The sequence below is a fragment of the Streptomyces sp. NPDC043878 genome, assembly GCF_056435735.1.
Genome location: NZ_JBWKDW010000011.1, coordinates 74,210 through 96,675, shown reverse-complemented (window position 1 = coordinate 96,675; position 22,466 = coordinate 74,210). Strand labels below are relative to the sequence as shown.

The 22,466-nt window shown below is 70.5% G+C and carries 20 protein-coding genes and 3 pseudogenes; 11 read left to right on the top strand and 12 right to left on the bottom strand.

The annotated features are described in order from the left end of the window. Positions 1-132: 132 nt before the first annotated feature. Positions 133-281 (bottom strand): annotated as a pseudogene (locus AC07AZ_RS17205) (cupin domain-containing protein); the annotation flags it as partial. Here AC07AZ_RS17205 and AC07AZ_RS17200 point away from each other — a divergent pair. Beyond that, positions 282-521, top strand: a pseudogene (locus AC07AZ_RS17200) (NADPH-dependent FMN reductase family protein); the annotation flags it as partial. It lies immediately after the preceding pseudogene. A 96-nt stretch (positions 522-617) separates the two neighbouring features. After that, positions 618-3,014, top strand: a complete 2,397-nt coding sequence (locus AC07AZ_RS17195) for an ATP-binding cassette domain-containing protein (protein ID WP_478848439.1) — start codon at positions 618-620, stop codon at positions 3,012-3,014. Between the two features lie 14 nt (positions 3,015-3,028). Here AC07AZ_RS17195 and AC07AZ_RS17190 read toward each other — a convergent pair whose 3' ends face one another. The 3 genes from AC07AZ_RS17190 to AC07AZ_RS17180 form a co-directional block, all read right to left on the bottom strand. Continuing rightward, positions 3,029-4,189 (bottom strand): sigma-70 family RNA polymerase sigma factor, encoded by a 1,161-nt coding sequence (locus AC07AZ_RS17190; protein WP_478848437.1) that lies wholly within the window; start codon positions 4,187-4,189, stop codon positions 3,029-3,031. Between the two features lie 200 nt (positions 4,190-4,389). Next, positions 4,390-5,628, bottom strand: coding sequence for a PP2C family protein-serine/threonine phosphatase (locus AC07AZ_RS17185; RefSeq protein ID WP_478848435.1), 1,239 nt, complete (start codon positions 5,626-5,628; stop codon positions 4,390-4,392). A gap of 280 nt (positions 5,629-5,908) precedes the next feature. Then, positions 5,909-6,376 (bottom strand): winged helix-turn-helix transcriptional regulator, encoded by a 468-nt coding sequence (locus tag AC07AZ_RS17180; RefSeq protein ID WP_478848433.1) that lies wholly within the window; start codon positions 6,374-6,376, stop codon positions 5,909-5,911. A gap of 92 nt (positions 6,377-6,468) precedes the next feature. Here AC07AZ_RS17180 and AC07AZ_RS17175 point away from each other — a divergent pair, with 92 nt between their 5' ends. After that, on the top strand, positions 6,469-6,963 hold the full coding sequence (locus AC07AZ_RS17175) for a PaaI family thioesterase (protein WP_478848431.1): 495 nt from the start codon (positions 6,469-6,471) through the stop codon (positions 6,961-6,963). 475 nt (positions 6,964-7,438) lie between these two features. Here the strand turns inward: AC07AZ_RS17175 and AC07AZ_RS17170 are convergent, their stop codons facing one another. Then, the gene (locus AC07AZ_RS17170; protein WP_478848429.1) at positions 7,439-7,807 is read right to left on the bottom strand and encodes a VOC family protein; all 369 of its coding nucleotides are present in this window, start codon (positions 7,805-7,807) and stop codon (positions 7,439-7,441) included. A 63-nt stretch (positions 7,808-7,870) separates the two neighbouring features. On the opposite strand from AC07AZ_RS17170, the gene AC07AZ_RS17165 reads away from it, so the two are divergent. Next, positions 7,871-8,323 (top strand): MarR family winged helix-turn-helix transcriptional regulator, encoded by a 453-nt coding sequence (locus AC07AZ_RS17165; protein ID WP_478848427.1) that lies wholly within the window; start codon positions 7,871-7,873, stop codon positions 8,321-8,323. A 94-nt stretch (positions 8,324-8,417) separates the two neighbouring features. On the opposite strand, the gene AC07AZ_RS17160 is transcribed toward AC07AZ_RS17165, so the two are convergent. Then, a complete protein-coding gene (locus AC07AZ_RS17160; protein ID WP_478848425.1) occupies positions 8,418-8,816 on the bottom strand; it encodes a nuclear transport factor 2 family protein in 399 nt (132 codons plus the stop codon). A gap of 56 nt (positions 8,817-8,872) precedes the next feature. Here AC07AZ_RS17160 and AC07AZ_RS17155 point away from each other — a divergent pair. Continuing rightward, positions 8,873-9,049, top strand: a pseudogene (locus tag AC07AZ_RS17155) (ATP-binding protein); the annotation flags it as partial. 42 nt (positions 9,050-9,091) lie between these two features. Here AC07AZ_RS17155 and AC07AZ_RS17150 read toward each other — a convergent pair. Beyond that, complete coding sequence (locus AC07AZ_RS17150; protein ID WP_478848423.1) at positions 9,092-9,406, bottom strand: ANTAR domain-containing protein; 315 nt, start codon at positions 9,404-9,406, stop codon at positions 9,092-9,094. A 269-nt stretch (positions 9,407-9,675) separates the two neighbouring features. Between AC07AZ_RS17150 and AC07AZ_RS17145 the strand changes: the two genes are divergently transcribed. Beyond that, on the top strand, positions 9,676-9,798 hold the full coding sequence (locus AC07AZ_RS17145) for a hypothetical protein (RefSeq protein ID WP_478848421.1): 123 nt from the start codon (positions 9,676-9,678) through the stop codon (positions 9,796-9,798). Positions 9,799-10,098: 300 nt separating this feature from the next. Further along, positions 10,099-10,872, top strand: a complete 774-nt coding sequence (locus tag AC07AZ_RS17140) for a GAF and ANTAR domain-containing protein (RefSeq protein WP_478848419.1) — start codon at positions 10,099-10,101, stop codon at positions 10,870-10,872. Between the two features lie 232 nt (positions 10,873-11,104). On the opposite strand, the gene AC07AZ_RS17135 is transcribed toward AC07AZ_RS17140, so the two are convergent. Then, on the bottom strand, positions 11,105-12,091 hold the full coding sequence (locus AC07AZ_RS17135; RefSeq protein ID WP_478848416.1) for a helix-turn-helix domain-containing protein: 987 nt from the start codon (positions 12,089-12,091) through the stop codon (positions 11,105-11,107). Positions 12,092-12,725: 634 nt separating this feature from the next. On the opposite strand from AC07AZ_RS17135, the gene AC07AZ_RS17130 reads away from it, so the two are divergent. Both AC07AZ_RS17130 and AC07AZ_RS17125 read left to right on the top strand, forming a co-directional pair. Continuing rightward, a complete protein-coding gene (locus tag AC07AZ_RS17130; protein ID WP_478848414.1) occupies positions 12,726-13,751 on the top strand; it encodes an alcohol dehydrogenase in 1,026 nt (341 codons plus the stop codon). Positions 13,752-14,347: 596 nt separating this feature from the next. Continuing rightward, positions 14,348-14,878, top strand: a complete 531-nt coding sequence (locus AC07AZ_RS17125; RefSeq protein ID WP_478848412.1) for a hypothetical protein — start codon at positions 14,348-14,350, stop codon at positions 14,876-14,878. Positions 14,879-15,050: 172 nt separating this feature from the next. Here AC07AZ_RS17125 and AC07AZ_RS17120 read toward each other — a convergent pair whose 3' ends face one another. Together AC07AZ_RS17120 and AC07AZ_RS17115 are read right to left on the bottom strand one after the other, a co-directional pair. Further along, positions 15,051-16,388, bottom strand: a complete 1,338-nt coding sequence (locus AC07AZ_RS17120; RefSeq protein WP_478848410.1) for a HupE/UreJ family protein — start codon at positions 16,386-16,388, stop codon at positions 15,051-15,053. 2 nt (positions 16,389-16,390) lie between these two features. Further along, positions 16,391-17,401, bottom strand: a complete 1,011-nt coding sequence (locus AC07AZ_RS17115) for a DUF3500 domain-containing protein (protein ID WP_478848408.1) — start codon at positions 17,399-17,401, stop codon at positions 16,391-16,393. Positions 17,402-18,002: 601 nt separating this feature from the next. On the opposite strand from AC07AZ_RS17115, the gene AC07AZ_RS17110 reads away from it, so the two are divergent. Beyond that, complete coding sequence (locus AC07AZ_RS17110; protein WP_478848406.1) at positions 18,003-20,261, top strand: N-acetylmuramoyl-L-alanine amidase; 2,259 nt, start codon at positions 18,003-18,005, stop codon at positions 20,259-20,261. 3 nt (positions 20,262-20,264) lie between these two features. On the opposite strand, the gene AC07AZ_RS17105 is transcribed toward AC07AZ_RS17110, so the two are convergent. Both AC07AZ_RS17105 and AC07AZ_RS17100 read right to left on the bottom strand, forming a co-directional pair. After that, positions 20,265-20,516, bottom strand: a complete 252-nt coding sequence (locus tag AC07AZ_RS17105) for a hypothetical protein (RefSeq protein WP_478848404.1) — start codon at positions 20,514-20,516, stop codon at positions 20,265-20,267. 29 nt (positions 20,517-20,545) lie between these two features. Next, positions 20,546-21,382, bottom strand: coding sequence for a PHP domain-containing protein (locus AC07AZ_RS17100; RefSeq protein WP_478848402.1), 837 nt, complete (start codon positions 21,380-21,382; stop codon positions 20,546-20,548). 154 nt (positions 21,383-21,536) lie between these two features. Here AC07AZ_RS17100 and AC07AZ_RS17095 point away from each other — a divergent pair, with 154 nt between their 5' ends. Beyond that, positions 21,537-22,457 (top strand): macrolide 2'-phosphotransferase, encoded by a 921-nt coding sequence (locus tag AC07AZ_RS17095; protein ID WP_478848400.1) that lies wholly within the window; start codon positions 21,537-21,539, stop codon positions 22,455-22,457. Positions 22,458-22,466 lie beyond the last annotated feature (9 nt).

The following is a 22,466-nucleotide window of genomic DNA, read 5'->3' as shown; positions in this document are numbered from 1 at the left end:
GGCCGAACTTAGGTAGCCCTTCCTGGTGAGGGCAAGGGAACGTTAGGCACCTCACAGCAGGTCGGCACGGGCTCGGGCCCGCTCCCACCGGCTCGTGCGCGGCTGCCGGAGCCGGCGTCCGCGGCCGGGCCCTCAGTCCTGCTCGGGGGAAAGGGCGTACAGCCGGGGCAGGTTGACCACGACCGCCTCCCTGGTGCTGCGGGCGGTGACCACCACGGCCTCGTCGGACGGGTCGGGGTTCTCCTCGCGATGCGGACGAAGGGCGGTACCAAGACGTGGTCAAGACGGTGCTCCCGCCGGCCACCGGCGGCAGCGTCGCCCACGTCCTGGCGATCGGCTGCACGCCGGGGCCGGTGCTGAGTTCCATGGGGGCCGCGCACATCGTCCCGGGCTGGTTCACGCTCGACAAGGACATCACCGTCGACGCCGACGGCACACCGGTGGTCGCCACCGCCACCGCCGAGGCCCTCGGACCGGTCAGTAATGGAGAAGCGCCGGTCACCGGGTCGCGGATACCGTGACTCGACCGGGCCGGAGCCAGTCGGAGCGGGTGGGATCGAGTCGGGCGGCAGCGGCGGACACCGCCGGGGCGGTCCCGCCGGAGCGAGGGAGACACGATGAGCAGGGCCACGACGACGGACACGCGGTCGCCTGCGCCGCACGACGCCGACAGCCACGACCTGATCCGGGTGCACGGCGCCCGCGTGAACAACCTCAAGGATGTCAGCGTCGAGATCCCCAAGCGGCGGCTGACGGTGTTCACCGGCGTGTCCGGCTCGGGCAAGAGCTCGCTGGTGTTCGGGACCATCGCCGCCGAGTCGCAGCGGATGATCAACGAGACCTACAGCGCCTTCGTGCAGGGCTTCATGCCGACGCTGGCGCGGCCCGAGGTCGACGTCCTCGAAGGGCTGACGACCGCGATCATCGTCGACCAGCAGCGGCTGGGCGCCGACCCCCGCTCCACGGTCGGCACCGCCACCGACGCCAACGCGATGCTGCGCATCCTCTTCAGCAGGCTGGGCGATCCGCACATCGGCTCGCCCCAGGCGTTCTCCTTCAACGTCGCCTCGGTCCAGGCGAGCGGCGCGTACAAGGTGGACCGCGGCGCCGACAGGACCAAGACCGTCAAGCGGACCTTCACCCGCACCGGCGGCATGTGCACGCGCTGCGAAGGGCGGGGCGCGGTCTCCGACATCGACCTCACGCAGCTCTACGACGACTCCAAGTCGATCGCCGAGGGCGCGTTCACCATCCCCGGCTGGAAGTCGGACAGCTTCTGGACCGTCCGCGTCTACGCCGAGTCGGGCCTCCTCGACCCGGACAAACCGATCCGCAGGTTCACCAAGAAGGAGATGCACGACTTCCTCTACCGGGAGCCCACCAAGGTGAAGGTCGAGGGCGTGAACCTCACCTACGAGGGGCTGATCCCGAAGATCCAGAAGTCGTTCCTCTCCAAGGACCGGGAGGCGATGCAACCGCACATCCGCGAGTTCGTGGACCGGGCGGTCACCTTCACCACCTGCCCCGAGTGCGACGGCACCCGGCTCAGCGAGGCCGCCCGGTCGTCACGGATCGGCAGGATCAGCATCGCCGACGCGTGCGCGATGCAGATCAGCGACCTGGCCGACTGGGTCCGCGGCCTCGACGAGCCCACGGTCGCGCCACTGCTCACCGCGCTGCGGCAGGCCCTCGACTCGTTCGTGGAGATCGGCCTCGGCTACCTCTCCCTCGACCGGCCGTCCGGCACCCTGTCGGGCGGCGAGGCGCAGCGCGTCAAGATGGTCCGCCACCTCGGCTCCTCGCTCACCGACGTCACCTACGTCTTCGACGAGCCCACCATCGGTCTGCACCCCCATGACATCGAGCGGATGAACGGCCTGCTGCTGCGCCTGCGGGACAAGGGCAACACGGTGCTCGTGGTGGAACACAAGCCGGAGACGATCCGGATCGCCGACCACGTCGTGGACCTCGGCCCCGGCGCCGGTACGGCGGGCGGCACCGTCTGCTTCGAGGGCACCGTCGAGGGGCTGCGGACCGGGGGCACCGTCACCGGCCGTCACTTCGACGACCGGGCGTCGCTGAAGAAGACGGTGCGCACCCCCACCGGCACCCTGGAGGTCCGTGGGGCGAAGGCGCACAACCTGCGCGACGTCGACGTCGACATCCCGCTCGGGGTGATGGTCGTCGTCACCGGGGTCGCCGGTTCCGGCAAGAGCTCGCTGGTGCACGGGTCCGTCCCGGCCGGCGCGGGGGTGGTGTCGGTCGACCAGGGCGCGATCCGTGGCTCCAGGCGCAGCAATCCGGCGACGTACACCGGGCTCCTCGACCCGATCCGCAAGGCGTTCGCGAAGGCCAACGGCGTCAAGCCGGCCCTGTTCAGCGCCAACTCCGAGGGCGCCTGCCCCACCTGCAACGGCGCCGGGGTCGTCTACACCGACCTGGCGATGATGGCGGGCGTCGCCACCACCTGCGAGGAGTGCGAGGGCAAGCGGTTCGAGGCGTCGGTCCTCGACCACCACCTCGGCGGTCGTGACATCAGCGAGGTGCTCGCGATGTCGGTGACGGAGGCCAGGGACTTCTTCGCGGCCGGCGAGGCGAGCACGCCGGCCGCGCACCGCATCCTGGAGCGGCTCGCCGACGTCGGACTCGGCTATCTCAGCCTCGGCCAGCCGCTCACCACGCTGTCCGGCGGCGAGCGGCAGCGGCTCAAGCTGGCGGGCCACATGGGTGAGAAGGGCGGCATCTACGTCCTGGACGAGCCGACCGCGGGGCTGCACCTCGCCGACGTCGAGCAACTGCTGGGCCTGCTCGACCGGCTCGTGGAGTCCGGGAAGTCGGTCATCGTGGTCGAGCACCACCAGGCGGTGATGGCGCACGCCGACTGGATCATCGACCTCGGGCCCGGCGCCGGTCACGACGGCGGCCGCGTCGTCTTCGAGGGCACACCCGCCGACCTCGTCGCAGCCCGCTCCACCCTCACCGGCGAACACCTCGCGGCCTACGTCGGCGCCTGACCCGGCGCGCCGGGTCAGGCAGCGGCCTCTCGTACGGCGACCGCACCTTGACCGGCCGGCTCGGGGCTCGGGGAGCGGCTCAGCGACCGCCCCAGCGTTCGGCCCGGCGCTTCGACACAGCGCCGGGTCAGCACGCACAGGGGCAACAGGGCGGCGAAGAAAGCCACTTCGAGTACGAGGTTGTCCCGTCGCCACCGGCCGATCGTGCCGTCGGTCACCGCCAGCAGCACGGGATGCACCAGGTAGACCGAGTAGCTGATCGTGCCGAGTCCCGTCAGCCACCGCCAGACACGGCGGTCGCGTACCGCCCACCCGGCACCGAAGGTGAGCACGGCCAGCAGGAACGCGACGATCCAGCCGAGCCGGGTGGCGAAGGCCCCGTCGCCGTACCCGTACGCGCTCCCCACCGCGCAGGCGACCACCACGGCAGCCGTGACGGCCGTGCGCCGCCGGCTGCTCTGCCCGTGGTCCGCCCGGTACACGGCGGTCCCGAGGAACATCACGGCGAGGATCACCAGGCCCTCCCAGAGCGGAACCGTGCCGTTCGACGCGAGAAGGACGAGCGCGAGGGCCCGGCCGAGGAGGCCTCCGGCGACGCGTGGCACGGGCGACCCGGCGCTCGCGCAGCGGACGGCGATCACCAGGACCACCGAGGCGGAGGCGGTGACCTGGCGGATACCCAGTGCCGCCGCGGCCTCCGTCACGGTCAGCTGGTCCACCGCGATCAGTTCCATGACGGCCCGCTCGCCCTCGGGAAGCCTTGCCAGTGCCGCCCACACGCGTCGTCCCGGGCTCTCCGCGTCGACCTTGTCCTCGAGCCGGGGGATGTCGTCGGACTCCAGCAACCGCCGCCCACGGAACCGGAGATCGCGTTCCGCCTCCCGGGCGATCCGGCGCCGCTCCGACGACACGACGTTGCGTGCGATGCCGTAGAGCCAGGCGGTCTCGCTGCCGAGGCCGGGGCGGTAGGAGTCGGCCGAGTCGAGGACGGCGAGGAAGACCTCGGCCGTCAGGTCGGCCGCGGTGTGCGGGTCCTCGACGCGCCGGGCCACGAACCGCATTACCGCGTCCACGTGGCGCCGGTAGAACTCCTCGAAGAGCCGCGGATCCCGTACCGCCGCGGCCGGCCCGACCCGTAACCGCTGCGTCCGCTGTTTTCGCTCCGCGCCACCCACAGGTGTCTCCCTCTCCTCAAGGCTCCCCGGTCCGCCTCCTCCTCGCCGGAGGTTCACCGGAGGTCCGCGCACCCGCTTCACCGGTATTTGGGCCGGGAGGCGAAAAGCGTTACATCCGGCGCGACGGCGCGGGCGCGGCCGCTCGTGACACGCGGCACGGTCCCGCGCGGCACCACGGGAGGGGGCCGCAGGTCAGCGGGTCACAGGCGGATGACCACCAGGGCGCTGTCGTCGGTGTTGCCGGCGGGCGGGAGAAGGTCCGCCAGGAGACGGTCGGACAGGACCTCGGGGTCGGCGTCCCGGTGGCGGGTGAGGGAGTCGGCGAGGCGGGCCAGGCCGGCGTCGATGTCCTCGGTACGGCGTTCGATCAGTCCGTCGGTGTAGAGGACCAGGGTGGCGCCCTCGGTGAAGGCTGTGCTCGCCTGGGGGCGGGGGACGTGTTCGGGGCGGGCGCCGAGCGGCGGGTCGGTGGCCTGGTCGAGGAAGACCACACTGCCGTCGGGGTGCAGCAGCGCGGGAGGCGGATGGCCGGCGCTGCTGTAGGTGATGGTGTGGCTGCCCCAGTCGATGAAGGCCTTCACGGCGGTGGTCGACTCGGCGCCGTCGACGTATCGGGCGTACATCCCGAGGACGTCCAGCGCCTGGGCGGGGCCCTCGGCCACACGGGCGGCCGCGCTCAGGGCGCTGCGCAGCTGCCCCATGACGCAGGCCGCTCTCAGGCCGTGGCCCACGACGTCGCCGACCGCGATCCCGACGCGGTCGCCGTCGCCGGGCAGGTCGACGAGGTCGTACCAGTCGCCGCACACGTTGAGCGCGTCGGTGGCCGGCCGGTAGCGGACGGCCACCGGGTGGTGTCCCACGGGGCCGGGCGCGGGAAGCAGCGCCTCCTGCAGGGCGAGGGCGACCTCGCGCTCGCGGGCGTGGGCATGGCGCAGCCGCTCGTTGACCTCCTGGAGTTCACGGGAGCGGGTGTAGAGCTCCGCTGCGAGGACGCGGGCCCGACTGCTGTCGCTGCCCGGGCCGCCGCGGGTGCGGATGAGGCCGGTCACCTCCTCCACCCGGTGCACGATCAGCGCCACCCGCCCGTCGGCGTCGAGGACGGGGGCGTTGACCGGGCTCCAGTAGTGCTCCTCCCAGTGGCCGGACCGTGCGGTGTCCTCGATGTCGTAACGGAGCAGTGCCATCGTGTCGCGCTCGCCGGTGGTCACCACGCGGAGCATCGACTCCCGGGTCTCGCGCATGCCGGACGCGGCCTCGTCGTGCGGGTTCTCGGGGAAGACCTCGAAGATGTAGCGGCCCAGCAGCTGTTCGCGGGTGCGTCCGGCCAGCCGCAGGAAGTCGTCGTTGGCGTCGGCGTACACGAGGTCGGGGGTCAGCAGCGCCACCATGCCGGGCAGGGCCTGGAAGACGGCCGCGTAGTCGATCTGTGGTTCCTTCATGCAGTGCCCGCCTCGACAAGAGCCATCATGGTGTGATTTGCCATGATAGAAGGGCACCTGGCCAGGTCACTCACCGTCATGGGCCCCGGCAGGCCGGCCCCGTCTCGGTGGGCGGTCCCGGTCACCTCGCGGGAGGGTACGGCGGCGGTTGTACGGCAGGTTCCGGGCCGTGCCGTGGAAACGCCACCCGGGCAGGCGGGGTCACTGCGGCGCTCGTGCCGCGGGGCCGGGAAGGTGGGGTCACGACGGCGCTCGTGGCCGCGGGGCCGGGAACGTGGGGTCACCGCAGCGGTCGTGCCGCGGGGCCGGGGCGGACGGTGACGTCCGAGGGCGCGAGCGCGGCATGGTCGTCCGCGCACTCCACCACCACCCGCACCGGGGCGCCGCACTCGCTGTGCCGGATGTCGAGGACCGACCCGTTCGGATCGCCGTCGTACGCCTCGCCCCACTGCCGTAGCGCCACGAGTACCGGCCACAGGTCCCAGCCCTTACGCGTCAGCCGGTACTCGTGGCGTACCCGGCTGCCCGGCTCCCGGTACGGCACGGCCTTCAGGATGCCGGCCGCCGTGAGCGTGCGCAGCCGGTTGCTGAGGACCGCTTCCGAGAGGCCGATGTGGCGCCGGAACTCGTCGAAGCGCCGCACCCCGTTGCTGGCGTCCCGCAGGATCAGCAGCGTCCACTTCTCCCCGACGACGTCGAGCGTGCGCTGGACCGGGCAGTTCTCCGTGCTTGTCTCGAGCCACGTCATGGCGCCATCGTAGGCACCTGGCTTCGTTGTTGACAGTCAGGGAACGTCACGGCTAGCTTCGTTTCACGAAGCCAGGCCCGGAGGTGCAGGACGTGGGACGAACGCGTACGTACGAGTGGGACGACCCCGCGATCGCGGCGGCCGCCGCCGGGCGGACCTCCGGGCTGGAGATGATGCGGGACCTGCTGGCGGGCCGCCTGCCCCGGCCGCCGGTCATGGCCACCCTGGACATCGCCCTCGACGAGGTGGAGGAAGGCCGCGCGGTCTTCTCGATGATGCCGGGGGAGGAGCACTACAACCCCATCGGCAGTGTGCACGGCGGGGTCTACGCCACCCTCCTCGACTCGGCGGCCGGCTGCGCCGTCCACTCCACGCTGCCGCCGGGCACGGGCTACACCTCCCTCGACCTGACCGTGAAGTTCCTCCGGCGGATCACGGTGGACACCGGCAGGGTCCGCGCCGTCGGTACGGTCCTCAGCCGGGGACGCCAGACCGCGCTCGCCCAGGCCCAACTGGTCGACGGAGACGGACGTCTGCTCGCCCACGCCACCAGCAGCATCATGCTCATCCCGCTGACCACCCCCTGAGTGGCGACCGAGTGTCCGGCCTCAGGCCCGGGCCCCTCGCTCCCGGGCCTGACAACCATGCGCCCTGGCGGTGACCGTCGGCGGCGCGAGGCCGGCGTGGCAGACGGCACGCCGACGGCCGCGAAGGCCGCGACGGCGAGGGCGGTGAAGACGCCGAAGGCCCGGCCGTCGGGCGCGCCACCGTATGCCTGATCACCGGTGGCCGGGTCACCGTCACCCCTCTCCCCGACGGCAGGGGGACAGCCGCCGTCGACCGGGCGACGGCCAAAGCGGCGTGTTCCGGGCCGTGGAGCAGTACTCGACGAAGCAACACCGCGTGGTCGGGATGCGGTTGTTGGCCGACCACTTCCAAGCCGAGGTCGTCCAGCCGGCAGAACGTCGCCAGGTCGGCAGGGCAGAAGGCGGCGTCGCGCGCGAACCTGGGGCGCGACCGCGGTCTTCGGGGATCGGTGGTCGCCCGGTGGTGTTTGGCCGATCAGGCGCGGTCGTGGAGAGTGACCTGGTAGCCGTCGGGGTCGGCGAAGGTGAATGTCCGGCCGAAGGGGCCGTCGACCGGTGCGGAGACGATGGTGTGACCGTCGGCGACGAGAGCATCGTGAATGGCCTGGACGTCTGTGGCGTGGAGCCAGATCGCGGCACCGATGCCGGGCTGGGCGACGGATGCGAGATCGGTGCCGGGAACGACGTCGCGGAGTGCGAACGCGATCGGCTTCGTCTCGAAGACGACGGCGTGCGGAGGTCCGGCCTGCGAGCGGACGAGGCCCAGATACCGCTCGTAGAACGCCTGCGAAGCGTCGAGGTCGCGCGCTTGGAGCGAGATGAAGTCGGGGCCGGTGGCGGGCATGATGATGCTCCTTCTCTCCGTGTCAGTTTTCTGACACAGGTCAACCTATGTCAGAATCCTGACATGAATCAAGACGGTGTCGACCTGGAGACGTCACTCGGCTACCTGCTGAAAGAGGCGTCGAGCGCCCTCCGCGCAGCCATGGAGGAGGTGCTGCGGCCGCTCGGGATGAGCGTGACGCGCTACTCGTGCCTCGAACTGCTGTCTCAACGGCCGGGTTTGTCGAACTCCGAGCTCGCGCGGGGCGCGTTCGTGACACGGCAGACCATGAACGTGCTGCTCCAGGCCCTGGAACGAGAGGGCTACGTGACCAGGCCGGCGGAGGCACCCGTCGGGAAGGTTCTTCCCACGCGGCTCACGCCTCGCGGCCGACGGAGCCTCGAGAAGGCGACCGTGGCGGTCCGGTCCGTCGAGGTCAGAATGCTGGCCGGCATGACCGAGACCGAGCAGTCAGGCGCGTTCCGGATCCTGCGGAGCATGATCCATTCCCTGCGGGATGGCAACGACGGTGCGTAGCCCGTTCCCCGGCGCATGTCTCGTCGCGCCCGGACGGGAGTGCAGCCGAGCGTGAAAGTCCGTGCCGGCGACCTCGAAGACCGACAGACCCCGACTACACCCTCTTCGTGTCCCCATGGCGATGGGCGACCCTCCACTCGCCGTCTTCTCGGCGATACACCTGCGTGGCCCGCAACGTGTAGGTGCGCGGTTCTCCGTCGACGGAGGCGGAGGTGTGTTCGAGGCCGACCGTGTAGGCCATGTCCCCCGACACGTCGTACGCCTGTAGCTCGAACACGTACGACGTGCAGTCGGAGAAGCTCCTGCCGAGCGCGGTGAAGAGCTTGTCGAGTTCCTGCTGGCCGTTGGCGCTGTGCCACGCCCCCAGGACGCTCACGGGCTCGTTGCGCGACCAGAGCGCCCGGCGGGGGGCCGCGTCACCGTTGTGCAGCGCAAGCTCCGCCTCGTACAGGGCGGTCTCGATCCATGCCAGGAAGTCATCACGGTCGGCCATGCCTTCATCTTCACCGGCCACTGCCTTCAGAGCCACACAAGGCGTGCGAGATCGACATGCTGCCGGTGGCCCGGGCGTCCGACCCGGGCCGGGTGGGACAGCACGGGCTGGAGATCGTGACGGCCGTCGCCCAAGCCTTCACGGCGCAGCGGGAGCCGGTCGGCGAACGCGTCACCGTCCGTCTCGCTCTCGTGGACGACCCCCTCGGCGAGCTGACCGACTGCTCTGCCTGAACTCGCGCCTCGTCAACAACTGCCCGTTCCCGGGGTCGCTCTTCAGGCATGTCGGGCGAGTGCTGTGTGCAGTTGGGCTCTGGTGTCTTCCTCCAGCGGCGCCCCCTGGGCGTGCTTGACGATCTGCTCCGCAAGACTGGACAGCTTGGTGTTGGTGCGCTGGGACACCTCGCGCAGCACGACGAACCCGTCTTGAGGGCTGATACGACCCATGCAGAGGAGGACCCCGATGGCCTGATCAACGACTGCGTGTGAGGTCATCGCACGGTGCAGCTGCTCGTTCTCCCGCCGTAGACGCTCGTTCTCTCGTGCCAGATCGATGGCGGGCGGCGAGCCGGGCTCCCGATCAGGGGACATACGCATCACCGGGACTGCCGACGAATGGGAACATACCGGTGCCCCTTCCCGGCTTTACCCGCCCGGAATCCCGGGGCACCGCGAGCCCCGGAACCGATGGCGCGAAATGTGCCGGCTCTTTGGGATGAACCCGCGGAGTCCTGGCGAGGTCACCCGATCGGCCCCTCCTGCCGGGTCTTGACGTGCGACGTCACCTGTTCGGCTGCACGCTGGGTCTACGCCACTCGCGGTACGCCACGTAGGTGATCACAGCTCCGTCGGGAGGCACCGTGATCCTGATCGCTCTGCTTGTTCCCGTCGCGCTACTGCTGATGACGTTCGCACGCGACGCGTTCGAGACCTATCTGTTTCCCCCGGCTGAACCGCCACCGCCACACGGCAGCGGAGACTGAGAGGCGATCGAGCCTCGGAGACTGGGGTGGCGATCGAGTGGGTCGGCCGGGGGCCGTCACGCGCGAGCCGCCCAGGACACCGATGGGCCAGGGCCACCCGTTCGGGCGGATGGGCAGCGCGAAGTTCGTCGCGCAGGAGTTCGGTTGCCGCTGCCCCGCTGCCCCGTTCGCGCGGTACCGCAGGCACCCTCGCGAGGGCGATGAGGGTTTGGATCCTGAGCGCGGGTAGGCGGCTATGGACAGGGACAGGCATACCGAGGGTGACTGTCGGCGGATGAACGGCGCTGAGTGCTCTCGCGTGTGCTGATCCGCGCGAGGGGTGATCTGGTGAGCGGTGACGGGATGGCGGCCCGGTTGGTGGCGGCGGCGGGTGACGACCCTGCGGTTCTGCCGCACCGGCTGAGTGTGGCGGTGGGCGCGGAGTTGGAGGTGGACGGGGTGACACTGTCGTTGCTGACCGACACCCCCTCCAGACAACTGCTCGCCGCATCGAGTGAGGCAGCGCTGAAACTTGACGAGCTTCAGTTCACCGTGCAGGAAGGGCCCTGCATCACCGCGGCGGCAACCGGCCGGCCGGTGATCGTCTCCGATCTTCGTCGGGAGGTGACGCCGTGGCCGTTGTTCGGGGCGAGCATGCGGGAGCAACTGCCCGAGGTCGCTGCCGTCTACGGGTTCCCGCTGTTGGTGGGTGGTCAGAGTGTCGGCTCGATGGATCTGCTCCGTCTGCAGCCCGCCGGCCCCGACGCTGAACACCTGGTGCGGCAAGGGACGCGGGCGGCGGCGGCGGTGACGATGGCGCTGGCACCCGCGTGGATCCGGTGGCTTGAGGAAGAGGAAATGCCGTTGTGGGAGCGGGCTGATGTGGTCAGGGCGCACTGGCTGGATACGCATCAGGCGATCGGCGTGGTGGCGGTCAACAGAGGTGTCAGTGTCGATGACGCCCTGGCTTTGATGCGGGCCGAGGCATTCCGTGGTGGCAGGACTCTCGCCGAGGTCACCGCCGACATCCTCGACGGCAGAGATCCAGGCCGCGGGCGCAGCGGTTCCGGGGGCGGACAGGACGCGGACGGCTGAGCCTGGCTGGACGTATCGTCACCGCCGTTGTCGCGGGGGGCAGGCGCGGGGCGTGATGGATCAGCGGGGCGCTGGCCCGGCGGGTGCCTCCCCGGCCGGGGCCCGCACGCGGGACGACGCGTGGCGATGGGACGGTGCCGTGCCGACTGCCTTCGGCTGACCGATTTCCCGCACAGCGAAGGCCCTTGACCTCTGCTGAACGGCATGGGCGCACAGGTCGTCGGGGCCGCGTCTACGTTCCCTCGGACAGGGCCTGAAGCCGGTACTCCTTGGGTGAGAGGCCGTAGGCGGCGCGGAAGCTTCGGGTGAAATCGGAGGCGCGGGGGAAGTTCCAGCGGGCGGCGACGGCGTGTATGGGCATGGTGCCCAGGGCCGGGTCGGCCAGGTCGTGGCGGGCGCCTTCCAGTCGCTGGCGGCGCATCCAGGCCGCGACCGTTTCGCCTTGCGTTTGCTGCTGGAAGATGCGGTGCAGGTAGCTGACGGAGATGTGGTGTGCGGCGGCGATCGCCGAGGGAGTCAGCTCCGGGTCGTGAAGGTTCTGCCGGACGAACGCACGGATACGTTCCGTCAGGGCCTGCTGGCGGGTCTCGGGCGGCAGAGCGGCCTCCGCGTCGAGTAGCTGGCCGATCCATGCCGCCATCAGGTCCACCACGACCCTGCCCACACGGGGCGCGTCGGAAGGCCGGAGGGCGTCGGCCTGCCGGTCCAGTCCGGTGAGGAAGTCCGTCAGCAGGGCGCCGATTCCCTCGTTCCCCGGCAGGCGCCGGTTCAGCAACTCCCCTACCCTGCGCGGCGGCAGGGGCAACAGAGCCTTCGGAATGTCCACACCCACGCCCCTGACGACCCGGCGTTCCGTGCCGTCAGCCGGCCGGAAGTCGTAGGGCCGAGAGCTGTCGGCCAGGTGCAGGTCATGGGGGTCGAACGCGGTGGTCCGGTCGGCGTGGTCGAGAGCCATCCCCCCGTCGAGCATCAACGTCAGGTGATACAGCTCGCGGTCGCTCTGGCGCACCATTCTCGGGCTCCGCCGGAAACGCGTCGGCAAGAACGACACCTGCATCATGGTCGCCGGTCCCAGCTCCAACAGCCGTAGCTCTCCCCAGAACTGGGCGGAGTGGCTGCTGATGAAATCGTTCGAGCGTGTCCGGGCGATCAGTTCCCGCCAGTAGTCGAACCTGTCCGCCGCAGGTACGTCATCGCTGCGGAACACCGTCCCGATCATCCCGCCCCACCATCCCCACCGGACACACTTCCGTCGCCATCCTAAACAGGGGGCGACGGGAAGCAGGCGGCTCCCCAACCGACCTCGCCTCACCACCGTCTGTGCCGAACAGTGGTCGTGGCCGGCGACACCCGTACGGCCGAGGCGACAGCGCGCGGTGAGGCCCTCAGGTGAGCCCGGCTTCGCACTGTCACCTCCCCCAGGAGCAGCACGTACGCAGAGCGACTCCCGCAGCACGGGCGCCGACGTGAGTGCACTCGGCTGTCCACCGCGGCGCCGGGCCACGCGGGGACCGTCGTCACGGACACCGCGCGGCCGGTGTACGGCACCCCTCGGTGCAGCCGGAGCACGGTGGCACCGGTTGCCGGGCTGAGCAGTCGGTGGTGGGATGGAGTGGTCTGCGTCGGACCGCGGTGGAGGGCGACCGCTGGGCGAGGAGTGCCCCGACCCATTCCCGATCGTGACCGGACAGCTGGGGTCACGACGCTGAGGACAACCCTCTACCCCATTCCTGATCGTGACCGGACAGCTGGGTCAGACGCTGAGGACAACCTTCTACGCCCTCGTCGACGAGCGAGCCAGAAGTGGTTGGCCACTGGGCGGCGGCACCGTTTCCTGATCGAGGAGGCACCCTGTGGACACCTACCGCGCCGCGCAGGTGGCTACGGCGAACGGACGTTTCGAGATCGTTGAACGCGATGTGCCGAGGCCGGGCCACAACCAGGTGCGTCTGTCTGTTGAAGCCTGCGGGATCTGCCACAGCGACGACGCCTTCGTGAGTGATGGCCTGCCCGGAGTTCGATTTCCGCTGGTTCCGGGGCATGAGGTCGCCGGGCGGATCGAGGACTTGGGCGAGGGTGCCGAGAGCTTCCACTGGAAGGTGGGGGACCGGGTGACAGTTGGCTGGTTCGGCGGCAGCTGCTGGCACTGCCCACCCTGCAGGCGGGGCGACTTCATCGTCTGCGAGAACCTCAAGGTTCCCGGCTGGGCATACGACGGCGGTTTCGCCGAGTCGATGGTCGCTCCGGTTGACGCTCTCGCGCGGATCCCCGAATCCCTGTCGGCGGCGGAAGCGGGCCCCATGGCCTGCGCGGGAGTCACCACCCACAACGGGCTACGGCGCAGTTCCGCCGAACCGGGTGAGCGGGTGGCCGTGCTGGGCCTGGGTGGTCTCGGCCACCTTGGTGTGCAGTTCGCCGTAGCCATGGGATTCGAGACGATAGCCATCGCCCGAGGGCCGCAAAAGGCCGAACTGGCCGAACAATTCGGAGCGCACCACTACATCGACAGCACCGGACCAACCTCAGTCGCGGACGCACTGCGGTCCCTGGGCGGTGCCAAGGTGGTGCTGGCAACCGCCGGCAACTCCGATGCCATCGCGGCCACAGTCGACGGGTTGACGCCTCGAGGTGAGCTTGTGGTCATCGGCGCTTCGCCCGAGCCTCTGGGAATCAGCCCGTTCCAGCTCATTCTGTCCGGCAGGATCGTGCGCGGCCATCCCTCGGGTACGGCGCAGGACGTGCAGGCTGCACTGGACTTCAGCGCCCTGCACGGCATCCGTCCGACTGTGGAAACGGTGCCTCTCGATGAGGCTGACGCCGCCTACCAGAAGATGCTCTCCGGTGCAGCCCGCTTCCGTATGGTCCTCACCAACGGCTGACGTGCCTCGTGCCGGCGGTGACCGCCACACAGCCCGTACGTGAGGCGGAGCACTGCTTCTGCCGCGGGGCGAAGCGACGGCACTCCCCACGCCGCGGCATCGCAGCCCACGGGCCGGTCTCACCGCATGATCGAGACGGAACACCTCCGGCACCGCCCGCACCGTCGCCGTACCGGAAACACCAGCGACGGTGAGGACCGCCCCGTCGGGAACCATCACGAGCGACGCCTGACGGTGATACGCCACAGCCACCCTGCCGCCAGTGCGCTCGATCAGACGAGCACCCGCACCGGAAGTGGCCGGGAGAATCCTGACCGGCCGGACCACAGGATCCACCGCTGAGGCGTCCGGCAAATCCCCTCGCGTCCCTGCTCGTTGCTCCGGCCGATCCCACGGTGCATCCTTCCCACAGCCCCAGACACAGAAGCCCACCGCGCCCAACGAACCAGACCCACACCTGGATGCCGCGACGGCCGGGAATGCGGCGACCACGACTGCTTACCCCGCTGCCGCTCGTGAGCGTGGCGCTGCCGTTCGCATTCAGCAGGCGTCACGCAAGGCCGGTCCGCGGCTCCGAGGCCATCCACCGCAGGTCCTTGGAGATCTCGCGGCGAGTCGGCGATGATCTGTGGCTGCCCGCTGCCCGCTGCCCGCTGCCCGCTGCCCGCTGCCCGCTGTCCGCTGTCCGCTGTCCGCTGTCCGCTGTCCGCTGTCCGCTGTCCGCTGCCCGCTGCCCGCCCCAGATCCTGCGCCGCACCCGGCGCAGGCGGACCGCCGGCGTCGCCGCCGTCGCCGCCGCCCTCATCGCGGCGGGCGGGGGCACCGCCCTGGCCACCTCGGCCGTGGGCGGCGACTCGAAGCCGGCGGCGGTGACCACCACGGCCACCAGCAGCGACGCCACCACCATGCTGTTCGACAACCACGGAGTGACCATCCCGGTCGACTTCTCCATGTCGGACCTCACACTGGCCAATCAGGCGCTGCTCAAGACCCAGACGAAGCTCGGCACGGTCACCAAGAAGGCCGTCAAGGGTTGCAAGCCCGGTTCCGTGATCGGGGTGGACCCGCACACCCCGAAGGTCGTGAACAGCGGCGACACGGTCAACCTGACCCTCTGCGCCGGCTGACCGGTCCCGGCCTGACACGACGCCCGCCCCTGCACCAATCAGGGGCGGGCGTCCGTCACAGGATCCCACCAGCCCGGCTCCCCGCACCGGAACGGCGTGGACGCGGCGCGGGCGCCGGGTCCACGATGGGCGGGCGCTGGAACAGGCGGCGCATCCGTGGGGCCGCCCCGGGTCAGGCCTCGGTCGTGCGCAGGGGGGCAACCGCCCAGCAGGCCGCTGCCATGGCCGCGAGGGTCGCGGCGACGACGAACGGATGGGCGATGAGTGTGTCGGTGACGCGGTTGAGCGGATTGTCGGTGAGCAGAGTGGTGCGTTCGGCGAGCCACGCTCCGGCCAGGACGATACCGGTCCCCGCGATGGTCAGGCGTACCGCCGGATAGATCCGGGTCCGGCTGAGGACGAGCAGGGACGGCATGAGCAGGGCTACGACCATGAGCTGGGTCAGCTCGATGCCGAGGTTGAATCCCAACAGCTCGACGACGAGGGATCCGCGGCCGAGGTCGAGGCCGCCCAGCAGTGCGGCGAAGGCGAGACCGTGCATGAGCCCGAATCCGGCGGCGATCCATGGCTCGCCCCGGGGGACGAGGGGTCTGATGGCGTGGACTCCGGAGACCAGGATGGACAGGGCGATCATGCTTTCCACCACGCGCGTCGGGGCGCTGATGTAGCCGAGAGCCGCGAGGGCGAGGGTGATCGAGTGGCCGACGGCGAAGGCGGTGACGACGTGCACGACGCGCAGGCAGTTGCGGCGCAGGTCGTCGGCGCGGACCCATCGGCCGCGGCGGGCGAGGAGCGGTGCGGGCAGCAGGAGCATGATGAGGAACAGCAGGTGGTCGGCGCCTTCGGCGATGTGCCGGACGCCCAGGCGTACGGCGGCGCCGAAACCGCTCCCGGTGCCGGCGCCGGCGGCGGCCGGGATCGCGAGGGTGTGCTGCTGCCAGTCGAGCACGCCGACGGCCGTGTAGCTGCCGGAGCCGTCGGAGCGGAGCGACACGAGGATCTGGTGGGACAGCAGGTGGTGCACGATCCCGTCGTAGGTGAGCCTGAAGTCGTGCACCGTGCCGTTCGGCGGCTTCAGCACGAGGTCGAAGACGAGGTGGGGGACGCCGTCGATCTTCTTGACGCGGCCGCCGGTGACGGTGGTGGTCCACCGGGTGCCGTTCTGGTCGGCGGCGGAGGTGTGGCTGAGGACGTAGCGGCGCAGTTCTTCACGCTGGGCCGGTTTGGCGACGGTCGTCGGCGTGAGGGGCTGGGCGAGGGCGAGGGCGAGCCGGTCGATGGGCAGCTCCACCACGCCCGTCACCCGGTCCGGCGAGGCGTCGAGGAGGATCGCCGTGGTGCTGAGCGGATGGGCGTCCGCGTGCGTCGGCGTGATGAGCGTCGCCGTGACGAGCGTGATCGCGAGACACGCGAGCAGCGCCCCGGCGCGGGCCGCCCACCTGCCGAGCGGACCACGCCGGGCATACGGCCGTGCGCTGTGCCCCGGTCGGGGCGGCGTGAAGCGGTGCATGGTCAGCTCGTCGGCTTGCTGCTGCCGTAGTCGTTGGTCTTGTCCCGGTATACCGAGTGGTAGTGGATGTCGGGCGTGCTCTGGCTGCGGGTGTTGATGAACTCGATCCACACGCTCGGGCCGTCGATGCGGATGTAGCTGTTCTCGTCGGTGGGGCCGGTGTTGTTGGACCAGCCGATGCGCGTCCTGTCCAACTCCGACGCGTAGGTGGCCATCACCTTGGCGGCGGCCGTGCTGTTGAGGTCGCCGACGTACGACTCGATCGCGGCCAGGACCTTCTTCTTCTGGGCGGCGGTCAGCTCCGATCCCAACAGCCCCTCGGCGGTGGGGAACACCCCAGAGTCCTTACCGGGTCCCATGACCAGGTCGTCGAAGGTCCCGGAGGTGATCTCCGCGCTCTTCTTCTGCTCGGCGGTGAGCGACGACAGCATGCCGAACATGGCCGTCGACTCGGCCTTGACCGGCTCCACGGTGGTGCCGCCGGACGTGAACGAGGTCGGCTCGGAGCCGACGAACTGCGGGGTCTGGCTGACCTGGTCGCCGTTGTAGGTGAGGTTGCGGGCCAGGTGGTGCCCACCGAACTGGACCATGAACGGCTCCGTCGTCGACGGCGTCCCGTACACGGCGAAGTAGTAGTCCTTCAGCGCACCGAAGCCGTCCGCCCCCTGGCCGCCCAGGCGGTTCAGCTCGTCGTCGGCCTTCTGGATGTCGGTGTCCTCCTCGGCCCCGCTGGAACTCAACGCCGTCTCGAGCACCGCGGCGGCGGCCTTCTGCTGGGCGGTGGTGAGGTCGGACAGCTCGATGCCCTCACGGGGCACGGTGGTCGCGGGGAAGTTGGACCAGGTCTGCCGCGCCCTGTTGTCCGAGAAGTCGTACTCGACCTTGTCCCGCTCGGTGTCGTCCAGGGTGGCCAGGAACGCGTTCACCGCCTTGACGACCGCCGCGGTGTTGGCGCCGCCCGGGCTCGCTCCGTCGGTGTTGAGGTCCACCTCCGTGACCTGCTGCATGCCCATGCCCCCTCCCCCCGGACCGCCGCTCTGCCGTGCCGAAGCGCTCGACGACGAGGTCGACGAGGTCGAGGAGGAATCACTCGAGCCGCAGCCACTGATCACGAGAGCCGCCGACAGTACGGCGCCGGATGTGACAGCAAGGTGTTTGCGCATGGTGGGTCGTGTCTCCTCGGGCCGTGACGTCACGTCGCGTTTTATGGTCCGATCGGTCTATCAAACCGGCCTGTGAGCTCTCACGGGACACTCATAGGTGATTCAGAGCCGGAACTCCGCGAAACCCAGGGCCAGGACAGGAGACGCGGGATGTGCCTACGGGGTGGTGCCGTGCCCCCAGCCACCGACCCGGGCGGGGAGAACGCTGGACAGCGGTGGTGAAGGTGGCCCGCCGCACATCGGAGGCCTGCTCCTGCTGCCGCTGTTCGTTGCCGTCCTGGGCACCCGCGACACGGTCGCGGTCCTCACGGTCGCCCAGTTGGCCGTCACCGAGCGGCAACCACCTTGGCTGCGGGGCCATTTGGCCGTGTAGATTTCCACTCTCGGGGCCCAGGCGAGCCGGAACGTGCGCCGCCGTTCCATGGGTTCGTCCGTCTTGTTCTGAGATCCGATGGTGTGTGGGGTGGTCCGCGTGAAGCGGCGTGTGCTGTGGGGTGCGGTCGTGGTGGCGACCGCGGTGTCCGCGGGGGTGCTTGCCGTCCAGTCATGGGACTCTCCCGGTTCCGGACCGGACGCGAAGGCGGCACAGGGGCCGGTCGTCACCCATGTGCGGTCGACCAAGCTGGGGGCCGATGCCGCCGGCCGGGTTTCGCTGCGCCGACGGGATGTCGAACCCTTCAGCATGCTGAGGCTGTCGTGGGACGATCCACAGGCCCATGTCCGGGGCGTGGCCCAGGCCCGGGTCCGCACCGTGACGACGGGGAAGTGGACTTCCTGGGTGACGCTGGACGCCGACGACGGCGGCGGGGAGGACGCTGCCCGCAAGGGAATGCGCGGCGCCACGGAGGCGGCCTGGTTCGGTCCGTCGGACGGGGTGGAGATCAAGGTCGCCGCGGGCGGCGCGCTGCCCGGCGGGCTGCGATTGGACGTCGTCGATCCCGGTGCCTCCACGAGCAAGGGGATGGAGGCGGCGGCCTACGCCGTGGACGCGGAGAGTCCCGAGCCGAGTGGCACCCCCACCGACGCTGTCGCCTCCCCGACGCCTTCGGTGGAGACATCCGAATCCGCGGTGACACCGCCCACGACGCCGAGCGAGACCTCTGTCGCCCCCACCGCCACGCCCACGGAGACCTCCCCGTCGGCCGGCGGCACCCCCACGGCACCGACACCACCCCCATCCTCGGCGAGCGCGCCGCCCGGGCCGTCGTCCGCCGTGCCCCAGCCTCCTGTGGTGAGCCGGGCGGCCTGGGGGGCGGACGAGACCCTCAACGACGAGGCGCCCGAGTACGGAACCACCATCAACGCCGTCTTCGTTCACCACACCGCCCAGACCAACGCCTATTCCTGCGCCGACTCCGCGGCCATCGTGCGGGGCCTGCGCGCCCTGCATCTGAACCAGGGCTGGAAGGACATCGGCTACAACTTCGTCGTCGACAAGTGCGGCACGATCTTCGAAGGGCGCAAGGGTGGCATCGACCGGCCCGTCATCGGTGCGCAGGCCGAGGGGTTCAACACCAACACCACGGGTATCGCCGTGATCGGTACGTTCACGAGCGAGGACGCACCGGTCGCCGCGAAGACCGCCGTCGCCCGGCTCGCGGCCTGGAAGCTCGGCCAGTACAACAGGGATCCTCTGGGGAAGGTGACCCTGACGGCAGGGAAGGCCAACGGCAAGTTCGCACTCGGGCAGTCCGCGGTCTTCAACCGGATCTCCGGCCACCGTGACGCCTACGCCACCGAGTGCCCAGGTACCGCCCTGTACAACCAGCTGCCGACCCTGCGCGCATGGGCTGCGGGCCCCGTCGCCGGACTCGCGATCACGTCGGTCACCGGAGCGAGCCTGTCGGGGAGCACCTACCTGACCAAGGGAGCGGTCACCGTCAACTGGACCGCCACCACGCCGGCTTCCCTCATCAGCACGTACGAGGTCCTCGTCGACGGCAGGAGCGCCGCCACCAAGACCGGCGGTGCGACCTCCGCAGCTGTCACCCTCGCATCGGGCAGCCACACCGTTCAGGTCCGCGCGACCCACCAGTCCGGCGAAACCAGCACCTCACCGGGCATCACGGTGACAGCGGAGACCACCCCGCCGGTGTTCACCACCAAGCCCACGCTGTCCCTGCGTACCGGAACCGTCGACACCACCGCCCTCCCCGTCACCCTCACCTGGAAGGCCACCGACAACGCGGCCCTGAAGGAGGTCCGCCTGACCACCCCCTCGGCGAAGACCTACGGCCCCACCACGACCAGCGCCCAACTGACCGCCAAGTCCGGCGCGGCCACCGCCTTCAGCCTCACCGCGCAGGACCTGGCGGGCAACACCGCCGCCGCCACCGCGTCAGCCACCCCGGTGATCCTCCAGGAGACGGCCGCCACCAAGACCGGCACCTGGACCAGGAAGTCGTCCAGCAGCTACCTCGGCGGCGCCTCGCTGAGCAGTGCCACCAAGAACGCCTCGCTCAGTTGGACGTTCACCGGCCGCTCGGTGGCCTGGATCGTCTCCCGCGCCGCCACCTCGGGACAGGCCGTCGTCTACGTCGACGGAACCAAGACCGCCACCGTCGACCTGAAGTCGAGCACCACGGCGTACCGCAACGCCCTCTGGACCAAGAAGTGGTCTGCCGCGGGCAAGCACACTCTCAAGATCGTCGTCTCCGCGACGAGCGGACGCCCCACCGTCACCACCGACGGCCTGGCCTACCTGCGGTAGAAGTCAGGGGTCGGCAGTCGAGGTCGGGCCGGGTGACGGGACCGTGTCACCCGCGGTGGTCAGGGTGCTGGTCGTACCGGCGGTGGTCACCACCGTGACCGCCGCGCCGCTGCTCGCCTCGTGGGACCGGCGCGACGGCGCCGCCCCCGACGAGCGAGGCGGTACGGGCGGCGCCCCGAAGGAGGAGGCGGCCCGGGTGGGGGCCCGCGCGGACCGCCGGATGATCAGAACGCGCAGCCGGCTCCCGAGCGTCACTCGGCCGACCCTGCCCTACGAGGAATCGGTCACCGCGTCCAGAAGTCGTGGTCCGTGCGCCCGGGCCGGAAGCCCGCGGCCTCCGCCAGCGCCGCCGCCTCCCGGAAGTTCCGCGCGACCTCGCCCGGCTCGTGCGCGTCGCTGCCGAAACTCAGCGCCGTACCGCCGCATTCGTACCACCAGCGGACGACGGCGCCGTAGGGCATCCTGCTGGTGTTGACTTCCAGGACCCGTCCGCCGGCGGCGAGCGCCCGCAGCGCCGTGCGGAACTCGTCCTCGAAGATGCCGATCCGGCAGGGGCCGGCGTCCGCAGGCCAGGACCGCAGCGCGTAGTCGATGTGCCCGAGGATCTCGAACGCGTCCGACGTCTGGACCATGCGGGTGACCTCGCGGAGGTAGTCTCGGACGATGTCGGCGGGCGGGCGCAGCCCGAAGAGCCGGTCCACGGCCAGCAGCCGCCCGCCCGATTCCAGGGAGTGCAGCGACCCGATGACACGTCCGAAGTCCGCGGCGGACAGCAGGTCGCTCACCGCCTCCGCGTACCAGTGCGGCTCACCGAGTTCGACACCCGTGACGATGTGCAGGCCGGGGAAGAGTGCCCGGCACCGCTCGATCGAGCCCAGATAGCCCTCGACGTCAAAAGGCGGCGTTCGGAAGAGCCCGTCCGCTCCGACCATCGCCTGGAAGGCGTCGGGCATGGTCGCCACGGCCGCCGCCGGGATGGTCCAGGTGGTGAAGTCGGTGTGCTCGGTGAAGGAGAGCGAGCGCAGGCCGAGCGACAGCGCCTGCCGGCAGGTGGCCTCCATGCAGCCGGCAAGCGCGTCCCACGACCACTGCGTATGAATGTGATTGTCGGCCGGAAGCATGCCCCTGATGCTCGCCGTCGTGAGCCGGGCGCACCAGGCCGGCGTCCGCCCGGAGTTGTCCGGCGTCGTACGAGGTGTGCTCGGAAGGACCCGTACGGGCGTTCCTGCCCGGCGGCCTTGGTGGACGCGCCAGCCGCACCTAGCATCCGGTGCCGTGGACGATACGACCGCGCGCCTCGTGGACGCGCTGCTGACGACGGCACGGGACCGGGGCCTCGACCTCCGGCGCGAATACGCGGTGTTGGACGAGACGGGCTGGGACTTCCGCGTGCTGCACGGCGTCGACACCGAGGGCGTCCGGTGGATCCTGCGCGTGCCGCGGCGCCCCGATGTCGCCGCGGCGGTGGACGCCGAGGCGCGACTGCTCGCCCTCGTCCGCGACCGCTTCCCCGTCGCTGTCCCGCACTGGCGTATCGCGGACCGTGAACTCGTCGCCTACCCACGGCTGGCGGGTGAGCCCGCGGCGAGCGAGGACGTGGTGACCTACCGGCTGCACTGGCGCATCGACCGGGACAATCCGCCACGGTCCTACGTCGAGGCGCTCGGCCGGTGCATGGCCGCCCTGCACGCCACACCGGTCGAGGAGGCTGCCGCGACCGGCGTCCCGGTACGCCGCCTTGACGGCGTACGGGCCCGCTTCGGCGAGCAACTGGCCCTCGGCCGCGCCGAACTGGGCATGCACGGCACCTGGTGGGACCGCGGTCGGCGGTGGCTTGACGACGACGCCCTGTGGTCGCCGCGCAGCGTGCTGGTCCACGGTGACCTGCACCCCGGGCACACCTTGGTGGACGACACCGGGAACCTGGTCGGTGTCCTCGACTGGAGCGACGCCGAAGTCGGCGACCCCGGCACGGAGTTCGTCGAGGCTGCCAGGAAGTTCGAGCCGCCGATGCTCGATGACCTGCTCGCCGCGTACGCCGCGCACGGCGGCCCCAGCTGGCCGGGGCTGGCACAGCACGTCCGCGAGGGCATCGCCTTCGCGCCGCTGTCCCTCGGCGTGCTGGGCCTGACGTCCGACCAGGAACGGTACGTCGAAGCGGCACGGGCCCGTCTCGGAGTGCCCACGCAGGGGTGAGGGCGGACG